At 58.2% G+C, this 13,806-nt stretch carries 15 protein-coding genes and 1 pseudogene; 7 read left to right on the forward strand and 9 right to left on the reverse strand.

All coding sequences use genetic code 11. The features are described from left to right. Window positions 1-185 precede the first annotated feature (185 nt). The 5 genes and pseudogenes from NKJ73_RS28580 to NKJ73_RS28600 form a co-directional block, all read right to left on the reverse strand. Window positions 186-476, reverse strand: coding sequence for a hypothetical protein (locus NKJ73_RS28580; RefSeq protein ID WP_352571891.1), 291 nt, complete (start codon window positions 474-476; stop codon window positions 186-188). Window positions 477-561: 85 nt separating this feature from the next. After that, window positions 562-867: a hypothetical protein gene (locus tag NKJ73_RS28585; RefSeq protein WP_352571892.1), complete on the reverse strand. Its 306-nt coding sequence runs from the start codon at window positions 865-867 to the stop codon at window positions 562-564. Further along, complete coding sequence (locus tag NKJ73_RS28590; protein WP_352571961.1) at window positions 770-1,270, reverse strand: glycerophosphodiester phosphodiesterase family protein; 501 nt, start codon at window positions 1,268-1,270, stop codon at window positions 770-772. Before NKJ73_RS28590 ends, NKJ73_RS28585 begins: the two co-directional genes overlap by 98 nt. Beyond that, entirely contained in the window at window positions 1,168-1,698 is a 531-nt protein-coding gene (locus tag NKJ73_RS28595; protein WP_352571893.1) for a hypothetical protein, read from the reverse strand. Before NKJ73_RS28595 ends, NKJ73_RS28590 begins: the two co-directional genes overlap by 103 nt. A gap of 2 nt (window positions 1,699-1,700) precedes the next feature. After that, window positions 1,701-2,072, reverse strand: a pseudogene (locus NKJ73_RS28600) (TCP-1/cpn60 chaperonin family protein); the annotation flags it as partial. Between the two features lie 361 nt (window positions 2,073-2,433). Between NKJ73_RS28600 and aepX the strand changes: the two are divergent. From aepX to NKJ73_RS28635, 7 genes are all read left to right on the forward strand, one after another. Continuing rightward, window positions 2,434-3,456, forward strand: a complete 1,023-nt coding sequence (gene aepX / locus NKJ73_RS28605) for a phosphoenolpyruvate mutase (protein WP_352571894.1) — start codon at window positions 2,434-2,436, stop codon at window positions 3,454-3,456. A 125-nt stretch (window positions 3,457-3,581) separates the two neighbouring features. Next, entirely contained in the window at window positions 3,582-4,802 is a 1,221-nt protein-coding gene (locus NKJ73_RS28610) for an aminotransferase class I/II-fold pyridoxal phosphate-dependent enzyme (RefSeq protein WP_352571962.1), read from the forward strand. A gap of 14 nt (window positions 4,803-4,816) precedes the next feature. Beyond that, window positions 4,817-5,593: a phosphocholine cytidylyltransferase family protein gene (locus NKJ73_RS28615; RefSeq protein ID WP_352571895.1), complete on the forward strand. Its 777-nt coding sequence runs from the start codon at window positions 4,817-4,819 to the stop codon at window positions 5,591-5,593. Between the two features lie 24 nt (window positions 5,594-5,617). Continuing rightward, on the forward strand, window positions 5,618-6,229 hold the full coding sequence (locus NKJ73_RS28620; RefSeq protein WP_352571896.1) for a CDP-alcohol phosphatidyltransferase family protein: 612 nt from the start codon (window positions 5,618-5,620) through the stop codon (window positions 6,227-6,229). A gap of 30 nt (window positions 6,230-6,259) precedes the next feature. After that, window positions 6,260-7,039 carry a class I SAM-dependent methyltransferase gene (locus tag NKJ73_RS28625; protein ID WP_352571897.1) on the forward strand — a complete coding sequence of 260 codons (780 nt, stop codon included), beginning with the start codon at window positions 6,260-6,262 and terminating at the stop codon, window positions 7,037-7,039. A gap of 138 nt (window positions 7,040-7,177) precedes the next feature. Beyond that, on the forward strand, window positions 7,178-8,197 hold the full coding sequence (locus tag NKJ73_RS28630) for an aminotransferase class I/II-fold pyridoxal phosphate-dependent enzyme (protein WP_352571898.1): 1,020 nt from the start codon (window positions 7,178-7,180) through the stop codon (window positions 8,195-8,197). Window positions 8,198-8,237: 40 nt separating this feature from the next. Further along, window positions 8,238-9,308 (forward strand): AbrB family transcriptional regulator, encoded by a 1,071-nt coding sequence (locus tag NKJ73_RS28635; RefSeq protein WP_352571899.1) that lies wholly within the window; start codon window positions 8,238-8,240, stop codon window positions 9,306-9,308. Here the strand turns inward: NKJ73_RS28635 and NKJ73_RS28640 are convergent. From NKJ73_RS28640 to NKJ73_RS28655, 4 genes are read right to left on the reverse strand one after another with little or no spacing between them, the layout of a single operon-like run. After that, the gene (locus NKJ73_RS28640) at window positions 9,268-10,617 is read right to left on the reverse strand and encodes a metallophosphoesterase (protein WP_352571900.1); all 1,350 of its coding nucleotides are present in this window, start codon (window positions 10,615-10,617) and stop codon (window positions 9,268-9,270) included. The genes NKJ73_RS28635 and NKJ73_RS28640 overlap by 41 nt on opposite strands. Beyond that, window positions 10,614-11,774, reverse strand: a complete 1,161-nt coding sequence (locus NKJ73_RS28645) for an aminotransferase-like domain-containing protein (RefSeq protein ID WP_352571901.1) — start codon at window positions 11,772-11,774, stop codon at window positions 10,614-10,616. The genes NKJ73_RS28640 and NKJ73_RS28645 overlap by 4 nt, the downstream gene beginning before the upstream one ends. After that, window positions 11,771-12,535 (reverse strand): glycerophosphodiester phosphodiesterase, encoded by a 765-nt coding sequence (locus tag NKJ73_RS28650; protein WP_352571902.1) that lies wholly within the window; start codon window positions 12,533-12,535, stop codon window positions 11,771-11,773. The genes NKJ73_RS28645 and NKJ73_RS28650 overlap by 4 nt, the downstream gene beginning before the upstream one ends. Then, window positions 12,535-13,803, reverse strand: coding sequence for an extracellular solute-binding protein (locus NKJ73_RS28655; protein ID WP_352571903.1), 1,269 nt, complete (start codon window positions 13,801-13,803; stop codon window positions 12,535-12,537). Before NKJ73_RS28655 ends, NKJ73_RS28650 begins: the two co-directional genes overlap by 1 nt. Between the last annotated feature and the right edge of the window lie 3 nt (window positions 13,804-13,806).

The raw sequence follows: 13,806 nt of genomic DNA on the forward strand, positions 1-13,806 counted from the left end.
TGGCGGTTTACGGCACCCGTCTGGGGGAGCGGGCGGCCGTAGTGGTCATTACCGACAACTCTCCTTCGTCATCATTTCGGTTCGCAGGATCTCCCCGTCGGATCGGCCGTACTTGTAAACGGCCGGCAGCCCGATTCAAGGCCGGTTTGGCGCCGGCTCAACGGCAGCCAATTGAGTTGGCGTGGCTATCGACCAGTCGCCGGCGCTTTCCAGCTTGGCTTGCCAACGATATTCTTGGGCGCGTCAAGGATAGAGGCCGGATTGTAGTGGGGGTCCGTCGGGAAGGTATAATCCGCGTGATTGCCTTCGCTGATAAAGCCACCCGCATAGAGCGTCTCTAGATAGGGATTGTCGCTCACTAGCACGTCTGCATAAGGCTCGAGCGCGCCGAAAGTGGCACGCAAATCCATGTCGGGACGGCCGGGCAGCGTGATCGGCACTCCCTGACGGCCGTAGTAAAACTTCCGGCCGTTCACGGAGAAAGCTTCTGAGATATAGGACATTGTGAGAGGCGTGCTGGCGAACTTCTCGCCCGCCGCCTGAATCTCTTGGCCACCTGATTCATCTCCTCTGAGGTAGCGATCCCTTGAAGCGGGAGATTTCTACCATGGCGAGGTCGCCCAGCTTGTCGAAGGAGGTCAGCCAATTGACGGCCTGGGTGACTGAGTCGTCTATGATGTGAGAAGACCGGACGTCTTCGGTCGTGATGAGGACCGGGATCAGGTTTAGCTTGTTGTCCTGGACGGCGACGTTGGCCAGCTCCAGCGTATTAAGTACATTCGTGGTCTTCTTGTCCCAGTTCGCAATGACGCGATCGGTAGTGGGGACATAGGTCGAATAGATCTTGATGCCTAGGTGGCTGCGCACGTCCAGCATTTCCAGGTGCCGAGACAGACGTGATTGCGACGATCGTCGATCCTTCGTCCTTTGGGTCAATGAGGACGTTGAATTCGTCGCCGCCTCTTTTTGTCGCGCGAACATAATCGATAATACTCTGGAGGTCTTCTGTCTTTTGCGGATTGCCGTTGCGATCGAGTGCCGGCGTGTGTTCGTTCGTGATGGGATTCCATATCGAGAGGCTCATATTCTTGATTTCCTCGGAAGAGACCTCCGAGATCAGGCAATTGTTCGGATCGCCGGTGATGCGCCCGAGCGTCGCGTCGTGCATCATCCAGGGATGGCTGTTCTTGTCAGCACGCAGGTCGAATTCGACACCATGGAACCCATGCTTGAGGGCGTTGTCGGCAGCTGAAATGGTGTTCTCGAGAATGCCCTCGGAATTATCGAACAGGCCGCGGTGGGGCAGTACCTGCGTTCGGTGTGGATCAATGCCGCTGTCTTGGTCTCCGGCCGGGTCAGGAAGAGATTCGTGCCATAGCCGGAATCGTCAATTTCGTCTTCTGCGTCGCCGAGAGCGGGGCCGTCCAGACCGAAGTCGACTTTCCACTCGGCCTTATTGCCGGCCGCCAACCACTCGGTGATGGTCTTGTTGACGGTGCCGTCGACCGGATCATTCGGATCATTGGAACCAAATCTTGCGGTCGTCTCGCAACGGGCCGAAATTGATAAAGCGACGACCTCGTCGCCCGGCTGAAGCGGGTTGTTCCGAGTTTGGAGGCCAGTCTTCGCCTTTTCTGATGCAATAGCATTTGTGGCATTCAGCCCGCCCGCCAACGTAGAGGCGAGAACCATGGCCACGCGAGGATCTTGCCGGCAACGATCGATGCTTCCGCACCGGCGTTGGCCGCGATCTGACGGGCCGGAGCCTGCAGCGCGCGACGCATGATGTTGATGCCAGCGGTCTGGTCGGAGTTGGCGCCGACAGCCTTGATGTTCAGCGAAGCGCGCAGCAGGGCAACGCTGCCGCCGGGAACGATGCCTTCTTCGACGGCCGCGCGGGTCGCGTTGAGGGCGTCATTGACGCGGTCCTTCTTTTCCTTGACTTCGACTTCCGTCGCACCGCCGACGCGGATCACCGCAACGCCGCCCGCCAGCTTGGCGAGACGTTCCTGCAGCTTCTCCTTGTCGTAGTCCGAGGTGGTCTCCTCGATCTGCTGCTTGATCTGGGCGACGCTGGCTGGTGTTGCCAGCGAAGAACTCGCCTGACCCTGGACATACGCCTACGAGGCATCTGCTACCCTGGCACTGTGATCTAGCTTCCCTCTGTCGCGATCCCGACAGAATTGTATCGTGGCTAACAAACGGAACCAGCCGCGCAAAGCCAACCTATTGCAATAACGACGGCCTTTTAGCTGGCATGGCTCTTGCTGCCTGAACTGTAACATGCGCTTCGGAGCCGCTTCCAGCGATTCTCACGACCGTTGCGCATCTATAGGCCAAGGAACTTTTCTCCAGCAAGGTCAGGGCGACGATGAGTAATCGTCCCGTTTCACCGAGGTTCATTGGCTCTGAGTTTATGGAGGAGGTCATACAATGAGCAAGGCGGTTTCGTTCGGGGCTAAAGTCTTGCCGGTGACCGCCTCATTGACGTCCCTTCGCGAGCTCATTGTTTCGAACGAACTGACGTTTTTGATGGAAGCCCATGATGGGCTTTCGGCAGCGATTGCCGAGCGTGCCGGCTTTCGAGGGCTCTGGGCGTCTGGTCTTTCCATCGCCTCGGCGCTTGGCTATCGGGACGCCAACGAAGCGAGTTGGACGCAAGTCGTCGATGTCGTCGAGCACATAGTCGATGCGACGAATATCCCTGTTCTTGTCGACGGTGACAGCGGCTTCGGAAATTTCAACAATGCTCGCTTGGTTGCGCGGAAGCTTGAGCAACGCGGCGCCAGCGGCATCTGCCTTGAAGACAAGAGGTTCCCGAAAATCAACTCCTTCGTCGGCGATCGGCATCTGCTCGCTGACATTGACGAGTTCTGCGGCCGTCTCGAGGCTGTGAAAGACACGACGGGACCGGATTTCGTCGTCGTCGCGCGCATCGAGGCGCTGATCGCCGGTCACAGTCTCGATGAGGCGCTATGCCGGGCCGACGCTTATTCAGAGGCCGGCGCCGACGCAATCCTCATCCACTCCCGCGAGGCGGTCGCAGACGAGATCCTGACCTTCGCCAAGGAATGGAACAACAAGCTGCCAGTCGTCATCGTCCCTACCAAATACTACAAAACCCCGACTTCAGTCTATCGTGATGCCGGCATTTCGACCGTCATCTGGGCCAACCATTCGATGCGGGCGGCGATCGCTGGCATGCGTGACGCCTGCGGCCGCATTCGGTCGGAAGAAAGCATCGCCGGGATCGAGGACCAGGTTGCGGGCCTCGACGAACTGTTCAGTTTGATGGGCTACGACGAATTGGCTCAGGCGGAAGAACAGTATCTGCCGAAGCGGACAGCGGAGCGACGTCCGAGCGACTCGGACCAATTAAGCAATCGACAATTAGCTCAGGAGGGGGACGTCACGTGTGCGACCGCATCATTCAGAAAGAGAGCATTGCCGTATTGAAGGTGAAGTCGCGACGCTCGACGAGCTGTTCGAACTGATGAACTACGGCTAGCTCTCGGCGGCAGAAGAGAAATGGCCAAGGACAGCCGCGGTAAGCGGTTTTGCCGAAAAAGATGGAGACGCCCATGTTAGCGTCACGGACAAACTTGTTCAAATCGTCGGGCACAGCGGCCGCCCGCGCCGCGGCGAAGGCTGCCGCCGATGCCGGGATGGAGATTGTGGATCTCACGGCCGGCGAAATCTGGAGCGATCTGGCACCAACGATCCGGGACGGAGCGATCGAGGCCATTCGACAAGGCCTGAACCGCTACACCGACACGATTGGCTTGAAGGAGTTGCGCGAGGCGCTGGCACGGAAGGTCTCGGTCGAGACGGGACAGCTCTGGCGTGCCGATGAGATCGCCGTGACGAACGGTGCCAAGCAGGCTCTTTTCAATGTGGCGATGACACTGATCAATCCCGGCGACCAAGTCATCATTCCCGCACCCTACTGGACGACATTCCCAGCGCAGGTCCAGATCGCCGGCGGCACCCCAGTCCATATCGACACGCGAGCAAACGGCTACGTTCCACGGATCGATGACATTCAACGCGTCATCACGCCGCTGACTCGGGCCATCGTCGTCAACACGCCCGCCAACCCCAGCGGCGCTGTGTACGACGCGAAGACCCTTGCGGGCATCGCCCAGCTGGCGATGGATCGGAACCTCTGGATCATCTTCGACGAATGTTACTGCCCCTTCACCCATGATGGCCATCGGCATCATCCGATCGTGTCGCTGGCCCCGGAGGTCCGGGCCCGGACGGTGATCGTCAATGCCTTCTCCAAAAGCCTGGCCCTCACCGGCTGGCGCATCGGGTATCTCGCTGCGCCGAAGGAACTGATCTCGGCTGTCAAGGCGCTTCAGTCGCACACGACATCGAACCCGAATGTCGTTGCCCAGCACGCAGTGCTGCACCACCTCTGTGAGGGAGATGGTGCCTTTGAAGCCCGGCTCAAGGATCGAACGACGGCGTCGCGGCAGGCTGGGCTTACCGCCCTCTCCGAGCTGCAGAGCGTGCCGATGCCTGAAGCACAGGGCGGGTTCTATTTCTATCTCGATCTGTCCGGCCTGTTGCGGTCGACGATCGCCAATGGGTACGCCAGGACGGCTGACGACATCGTGGCCGCACTGCTCGCGCAGGCCGGCGTGGCCGGCGTGTCAGGCACCGCCTTCGGCGATCCCATGGGTCTCAGGCTCTCCTATGGCTTGCCGCCCGAGCAACTCGAGGTAGGCCTCGAGCGTGTGGTCGGCGTCCTTAACGCCTGGAACCGAAGGAATCGTCGGAAACCCAAACCGAAATAGAGGGACTTAGACCCATGACTGCAACTGTTCCGAGAAAGGCGGTGATTCTTGCCGCGGGGTTTGGCTCGCGCCTGCATCCGTTCACCGATCTGCGGCCGAAGCCGTTGGTCGAAATCAATGGCACGCCGATCCTTCACAACGCCTTGCAGAACCTCGAGGCCGTCGGCGTGCGGGAGGTGACGATCGTCGTCGGCTATCGCAAAGACGCGATCCAATATTCCTGCGGCCAACGCTTCGGCGATCTCGGCATCGACTATATCGAATCCGATGTCTTCGACCGCACTGGTAGCGCGTACTCGCTATGGCTGGCGCGCGATGCGCTCTTGGCCGGGGACACCTATCTGCTCGAAGGCGACGTGTTTTTCGAGCTGGATGCGCTTCGCTACCTGACGCTGGAGGATGCGGACAATGTCGCTGCCGTCGCGCCGTTCAGCCCGGCGATGGAAGGTTCCGCTGTCGTGCTGACGAACAACGGCTACATCGCCGAAGTGCGGATGAAGCAGACGGCAGCGAACCTTAATGATGGTTCGCCGTCTCTCTTCAAAATGATGAACCTGATCCGCTTTTCCGGAGAAGATCTGCGCCGGACGATCGTTCCGCATCTCAATGACATCATTAGCGAAGGGGCCGTCAAATCCTATACCGAAGAACTTCTGTCGAACCTGGTGCGCGAGAAAGGCTTGCAGATCGCGGCCGCCCGGTGCGACGACCTCAAATGGTACGAGATCGACAACGAGGCGGACCTGCGTTTCGCCGAAGCTATGTTCATGACGGCACGGGATATCGCGTGACGACCAAGTCTGGGAGGGTGGAAGATGCTTCGCTACCTCATTGATCCCGCCAACGCCATTACCACAAGCGGAATTATTTTCTCTGGCTTGGCCTTGCGCGAGTTGCTCGTGGGGCAGCCAGAACTGGCAGTCGCAATCTCGCTTTGGTCGATGTTAGCTGATCAGCTTGACGGCGTCATCGCTGGGCGCACAAAGAATAGAAGTCCCGAAGCAGCGAAAATCGGCAAGAGTCTCGACGGCTTCAGCGACCTCATCTACGGCAGCGTTATACCCGCCGCCGTAGTCATGAGCCTCGGAGGGGGCGAACTGACCTCGATCATCGTCGGAATCGTCCTTCTCGTCGCCGGTGCACTCCGGCTCAGTTATTTTAGCAATTTCGGTTTGACGACTGGATATTTCACGGGTGTCCCGCTGTCTTACGACGGACCGCTTCTAGCGACGCTTCTTATTCTTCGCCCATGGATTCCAGACGGCATCTTCGTTCCTATCGTAACAGCATCGTTTCTTCTGCTCGGCTGCCTGCATGTCAGCCCACTGCGCGTCCCCGCACCTGGGGGGGCGATGTATTTGGTCATTGTCGCCTTCGGCACCACGGCCTCAGCCTTCCTCGCTGGGCGCGTACTGATTTGGACCTAGGCAAAAGCATTCCATGACAGGAGTTTCTCCATGAATAGAACCGCACTTCAACCGGCCGTCAAATGGGGGGATTTTTCTCCCAATGCGTCTGAATACGGCCAGAGACCGCCCTATTCGGACGTAGTGCTGTCTGCGTTAGCGAGAACTGTTACTGAACAGTTTGGCCCCATTTGGCTAGCCGAGCTCGGTGCCGGGACCGGGAACCTGCTGCGATCATTCAAGGAAGCGGAAATCGGTGGCTTCGCCGTCGAGCCGAACAAGGATATGCGCGCGGTGGCCCGTAAACTCGCACCCAACGACCAGCGATTTGAATGGGTAGAAGGAACGGCTGAGCAATCTAATTTGCCGCCTGCTTCGGTGAACTGGGTGTTACTTGGCAACGCCTATCAGTTCGTTGACCCCCTCGCCATGTTTGCCGAAGCTCATCGAATTCTCGTGCCCGGTGGCTTTCTCACACTCATCTGGAATGTCCGGCATTTCCGGAAGGACCCTTTGCAGTGCTCCATTGAAGAGATGGTCAAGCGTCTCGCCGGAAGCCTCAAACGGACCGGGATTTCCGTGGCCGAAATCATGGATAGCTTGGACACCGGCGAACGCTTCTTAGAAGTCCTCTACGCCGAGGCTAGTCACAAACGGATTTTTACACCGGATAGGTTTCTCGCGACTTGGAAAGCCGGACACGATGTTCCCAGTCAGGTCTCTGCCGACATGTGGCGACGCATCATCAAAGAAACCGAGCGGATGATCCCCGACCAACCAGCCATCGAAACCATCTGGCTGACTCGTGCATGGACGCTCCAGGCCCAATAGTGCCTTCGCTGACCAACGGTAAATTCAAAGAGGTCGACGATGTCATACTCCGCTATGCCGCGCGGGACGATTGATCTCTCCCGTGCCATTCCGCCCGCTCCTCCGAAACTTGAGACCGCTTTGGTGGAGGCCATGGGGATGCTTGCAGCATCCGGCTCCCTGGCGCGCTCAATGCGACGCAACCGCTTCGCCGGCACGGAGGCCGATCAAGAGGCTGCGGCGCTCTGGCTGGCGCTACGTCTGGGGCAGGCGCCGGAAAGAGGACGCATCATCCTCGCCAATGGGACCCAAAGTCTTCTCGGCCTGCTGTTCTATCAGTTGGTCGGAGCAGGGGAGATTCTTCTTGCGGAAGCGCTCACCTACCCGGTTTTGCGCCCCCTGGCACAGCGCTTCGGCCTCATTCTCCAGCCGGTTGCGATTGATGAGGAGGGGTTACTGCCCGAAGCGCTCGAAGCGGCTTGTGAGCGCCATCGCCCCAAAGCGCTCTTTTGCAATCCGACGCTGCATAACCCAACCACGGCAATAATGGGATCGGAGCGCCGTCAGGCCGTTATCGAACTGGCAAGACGATTCGATCTCCTCGTCATCGAAGATGATGTCCTTGGTCCACTGCATGCGGCGGCGCCGCTCCCCTTGGCAGCGCTTGGGCCGGATGTCGTCTGGTATATCCAAAGCTTGTCTAAGTGCGTATCTCTGGGTTTGAAGGTGGCCTACATGGTGGCGCCGTCCGCGAATGCGGCTGAAACGCTGGTGCAATCGGCCGCAAGACATTCGTTCTGGTTTCCATCCGCCCTCTCAGCAGACATTGCGACGAGACTGATTGTAGAAAAAGCGATTGAAGACATCGCCGCTGCCATCGCTGGACGAGCTCTGCATTGCCAAGACATCGCAAGGCGGATCTTGCGCGATGTCCCTTTCTATTCGCAGTCGGGCGCTCTCCACATTTGGCTGCCGGTTCCTTCTCCCCGTTCTGCCGTCGATTTCGTCGCCACCGCGGCCGAGCAGGGCCTCTTGATCCGACCAGCCGATATGTTCGCAATCGACGGCAGCGACGGTCCTCCGAAGCCGGCGGCCGTGCGGGTCGCACTCACCACACCAGAAACGGATGAGCACCTTGAACTTGGGCTCGAACGTCTGAAGTCCCTTTTGCGATCATGACCTATTCTCCGTTTATACAGCGCTGCTATTCGAGGGTACCATGAGCCATTGGAAGCGCGACCGATCCCTGATGGATGCGTCGGCCGGCGGGCGCAAAGATGGTTCGTGGTGCATTGGTCTTGCTGTCGCCGCGGCGGGCGGCATTGCCGCCAGTCTGGCCGGATTGGCTGCACCATGGCTGACCGGGGGAATATGCGCTGCCGCGGTGGTCGCGTTGTCACACCCGTTTCCAAGCCCGTCCAAATGGCTGACGAATGCTTCTACGACCGCACTTGGAATATCGGTCGGATCGCGTATCGGCGTTAGAGAGTTGGAGATGGCGGCTACATGGCCACTCAGTTTGGTGGCGATGGTGGTTACCGTGACCTTGATGCTCATCAGTTCCTTCTATGCATTGCGCCGGATCTTCTGCTGGGATGTGGCCACAGCATTCTGGGCATCCTCTCCCGGCGCCGTCGGTATAGCTCTTTCGATGGCCGCCCAAACACGTGCTGATGTAGTAAAAGTCGCGATCGTTCAACTTATGAGAGTCTTCGCCGTCATGATTCTGCTACCGGTCGGACTAGGCCGGCCGACATTGATTCAGTCACTTCCTTCAACATCCACCCTTTGGCCGACCGCACTCGTGTTCGGGATCTGTTTTGGCCTCGGCCTATTCATCAAAGGGATGAAAGGTCCAGCGAGCATGTTGATCAGTGGGATCGTCGGGGCGGCATTTTGTCGGGCAAGCGGATGGTTCGTTGATGCTTCGCCGGACAGCCTAGTAATACCGGCCTGCATCATCATCTCGGCCGGTATCGGGGCGCGTTTTTCCGGCATGCACTTGCGAGATATTGCCAGACTACTGGCGCCGTCGCTCGTGTCCCTCCTAGTTGCTACCTTCATAGGTATCCTGGGCAGCCTGGTCATGACATCCATCGGCAAGCTGCCGTGGCAACAAGTCCTCATCGCCTATGCTCCCGGCGGATTGGATGCGTTGATCGCCACGTCGATTCTTCTCGGTGACGACCCGCTTTATGTCGCTGTTCATCAAGTCGCGCGCTTCGTGTTGCTCAGCCTCTTTTTGCCGATCACGGCAGATATCGTGCGGGCGCGTGCAGAACAGCCGTAAGCCCGTCAAGAAGGCACGGCCCTCGCCGTTGCCATAGGAGATCACGGCCGATGATTCCGGAAAGGACAGCGGTTGCAGCTCCGCCAATCGTCGCCAGTGTGAATACGCCATTATTTCGCTGCCGCTTTTTCACCGCTGACCAGATCGTGGAACGGCTTTGTGGTCGCGGACCGAACAACTCGCTGATGCGGATCCATTCCCTGTCGTTGATCTCGGTTTCCACGATCCCAAAGTCGCTGTAGGGGACGAGTTGAAGGATATCGAGCTCTGTGACATATCCATGCTCGAGGAAAGCGAAGCGACCGTCAATCACCGGTTGGCTGTAGGTTGAATATACCACCGCAGCATCGGCATCGCTAATCTCCGAGATCGCATGCGCCAAGAAGCACGCGAGAGAAGACTGGCCGTTGGCCTCAGAATATAGCGGCTCCGCCAGATAGCCGAGTACATTGCCTTCAGCAGTGTCAATTATGTCGGCACCATAGCCGCTCCATTTCCATGGCAGAGGACCTTGGCTTTCAACCAATTGAAACGACGATTGCGTCTGGCAATCATAGCCGATCTCGACAATCCCGATTTCGCAACCAAGCGGCCACGGCTGGATGACGGGCGTGCCAGCAATCGTTCCGCTGAACCGGCCGAGAGTGTGGCCACACAAGATGGCATCTACAGCCCCGGCCCATTGTGAACATATCCGCACCAGCCTCTCCGGAAAAACATTCCATCGTCGATCAATGTCGAAATGCCAGTCAACTCCATCATGGAGAGCGGCCACAACGATGGCTGCTCCCTGACGTCGCAATTCATTCGCCAAGGCGACGACGTCGATGGCCCTGTCGAGCTGGCTCTGGCAAGGCATTTCGCGATCGGGCGTCATGCTCCATGATCGCATCGAGGCGAGATCATGGTGCGTCAGGCCCACCACGCCGACATCACCAACTGGAGTGGCAATGATGGTCGTTGCATCGAGGCTCAGACCGGCATTGGCCCCCAGGACGGGAAACGGAAAGGTCTCTAGGCTTTCGAGGAAAAACGGGATGCCGAAGTCCAATTCGTGATTGCCCGCAATCGAGACGTCGACACCTAGTTCGGACGCTGCAATAATGCCCCCTTTGCCTCTGGTCGGTAAAGTCAAGGGGCCGCCTTGAACGAGATCGCCGGTGTCAATCCAGACGGTTGGACCTTGGCCGCGCATCTCATCGATCATCGATCGGAGACGCGCTCCCCCGCCCAGAAGTCCGCGCGTCGTCTTGAGCGGCGCAAAGCACCCGAAAAAATCATGGGTTACTAGGATACGAAGCTTGGTCATGCACGGCCTTCAAGGGCGCTTGCGATGATCCGAAGTCCCTTTTCGACCTCCCCGCGGTCTAGAGGGCCGCTCAGCGAGATGCGGATCGCATTGGCGTGGTTCCTTTCCGGTTCGATCGCGAAGGCGTCCGAAGGGCGGACCAAAACGCGATCGCGAGCGAGCACTTGCGCAAAGTTGCGACGATCGAGGCCGGGTGGGAGGCTCAGCCAGGCGTGCAAGCCGCCCGGTTGAATGGCTAGGTCGTGGTTGCCAAGGATCTCTTCCGCTAATTGTTGACGACACGCCGCTTCGGCAGAGATCGCATTGCGGACGCGATCGGCGACGCCGGAGACGATCCAATCGTTGACGATCGCGGTGGAGACCGGCGAAGGAAACCAATACGACAAACGGTTTGCACCGGTGGCGACCGCCTGCGTTTCAACCGCCGTTGGTCCAACGACGTAAGCGACCCTGAAGCCGTGTGCCAACCCCTTCGTCAGCCCGGCGATGTACCAGGTGATGTCCGGTGCGATCATGGCCATTGGCGGCGGGGCCTCCGGATGAAGGCAACCAAGGGGTTCGTCTTCAATGATCGTGACGGCATGCCGTCTGGCAATCTCGGCGATGGTCTTTCTGCGTTCTGCGGGCATCATGATCGCTGTCGGATTGTGAACCGTCGGATTGCAATATAAGGCGCGAGGTCGGTGCGTCTTGCAGGTTAACTCGAATGAGGATGGCTCAATACCATCAGCATCCAAATCAAGACTGCAGACCCGGATATGCGCTCTTGCCGCTAATTGGGGCAAGACGCCGTAGGATAACGCTTCAGCTGCGAGGAGACCGCCTTGGCCAACCAGTGCTTCGAACAGCAACAGGAGTGCGCCCTGTGTTCCATTGGTGACGATCAAGCGATTATCCGGTGGTTCCTTCAATCGCGATCGAAGCCACAGTCTGGCCGCCTCGCGATCGACTGCCGTGCCGCCGGCAAGACTATTCCGCGAAAGAAGGCCAATATCGTCTCGCGCTGCGAGTCTCGCCAACGTTCGTTGGAGCATTGGGGTAAAGAGCGGAGGCATGGGAGGAATCGACCTAGAGAGATCAATGGGATGCGTTGCTGTTGGCGACTGTGATATCGAGCCGATATGAAGCGTCGCGTTGGTCAAGACGTTATCTCTCATTGCGGCCCAATCATTGTCGACCGCTGTTGAAAAACCCGATGCGCGAGTTCGGGGTCGTTGACGATCAGAGCGTCGACTCCGGCCGCAGCAAGTTCGGCGATTTCTGACGGGACGGCGTCCCCAACAGGTCTTTTCCCGCCGCCACAGGTTATCATCACCTGCATACGGGCATCTTTCATGCGGGATATGGCATGTTGGCTGGCATCGGCGTGACGTAGGCGGACCCATTGCCCTGGCAGCGTTCTGGTGAACACCTCATTTTCGTCTCTCGTCGTAATTAGAGAAACTTGGGCAATTCCGGGATGTCGGTCCGCAATTGCCTCCGCCGTCGAGACGGAATGTACGCCGACAAGAAAGCGATGTGGGGCCGCAGAAATCTCCGGCAAAGCCAGGATATTGAAAATGTCGGCGGCCTCCGCCTCCTTGATGTCGAGAAAGATCGGCAAGGCTAATCGGCAGGCTTGAGCTAACGTCGGAGCGTTCGGCAATAAGAGAATAAGATCATGACAATCAAGGTCACGTGTGTAGTGAAGAACATCCTCGCCCGTAGTCCGACAAGTCAGATCGTGGTGGCAAATAGCGATTCGATCTCGTGTCAGGATTACGTCCGTTTCGAAGGCATCGGCTTGCGAGGTGATCGCCGCGTTGAAGGCGGCGATTGTGTTCTCGGGAGCTTGGGCGGACGCTCCCCGATGGGCGATGATCAGTGGACGCAGCCGTCGCCGGGCCGTAGGCCGTCGCCAAAGGCTCTGAATATCCATCATTCCAACCCTAGCAGCTTTTCGACATCCTTCTTCATCGCGGCCAGGGCCTCGTCAGGCTGCCGTCGCAACGTCAGAACGGCCTGAAGATAATTCTTGATGACGTCCGTGATCTTCATCGAATTCTCACCTGGAAAGGCATACCATTCAGTGAGGTGAGACAGTTCCGAGCTGGCGGCCTTTTGATTGGGCCGATCCTGCATTTGCTTCCCCAAGCGGTTCGGGTCGTCCAGTGCTGCCTGGTTAACCGCCAGCAATCCCGTTTCTCTCCCCATAATGGTTTGCGCGTCAATCCCAACAGCGAATTTGACGAAATCCCACGCTAGGGCTTTTGACTCTTCGTTCTTGGAAGTAATCATAAGAATTGTTCCGGCCGCTGGTATGCGGCCAACCGAGTCCACGAGCGGGAGAGGTGCGGCTCGAAGGTCAAATCTGCCAGCTGCTTGCTTTTCAAGATTGGGAAGGGCGCCGCTTGAAGTAACCAGAAGCCCGATCGTCCCTGCAGCAAAAGCTTGGCGCGCCTGATCACGAGTCATGTCGGCTTTAGCCTGACCCGCTCGGCCAAAAGCTTGGAGAATCTGGAAAGCTTCTCGACCTGCCGCGTTGTCAAACATGATCTGCCGACCGTCGGCGGTCATCATGCGACCGCCAAGTGTTGCTACCAGTGCTTTGTATGTCCAGTTGCCGGTGTTGTCATATTCCAAGAAGCCGCCAAGGTTGCCTTCTGCCGCCGCGATCTTGTTCATCAAGGCAACCGTGTCAGGCCAAGTAGTTGGGAAATGATCTGGGTCCCCGCCGGCTTTGGCCACCAGATCGGCGTTGTAGGCGATCACTGGAACAGATACGCCGAACGGCAGCCCATAAAGCTTTCCTTCGACCATTCCCACGCCCGTAGCCCCGCTGATCAAACCCAGGCTGCCAAGAGCCTGATCCGAGGCTCCGATCCTGGCCAGGTCCGTCGCGATCTTGCGGTCGATCAGCGGTCGCATAACATTGGGACTGATGAAGAGCACGTCCGGGAGAGTGCCGGTAACGGCTGCGCGCATCGTATTTTGGAGGAGTTCTTCATCCTCGCGGACCGCCGGAATCAGTTCGACCTTGATCTCCGGATGCAGCGTCTGAAATTCTTTAGTGATCTTTTCGTATATTCCTTGGTAGATCGAAGGCGCGGCAGCGATGCGGAGCGTCGCATCTTGAGCGTACGAAACTCCTATTGTGCAGCCGAGAAGTACAAAGGCACAAGTCACGATGGAAGTGAGACGCTTCATGGT

It is taken from the genome of Mesorhizobium sp. M0074, assembly GCF_040322975.1.
Classification (GTDB): domain Bacteria; phylum Pseudomonadota; class Alphaproteobacteria; order Rhizobiales; family Rhizobiaceae; genus Mesorhizobium.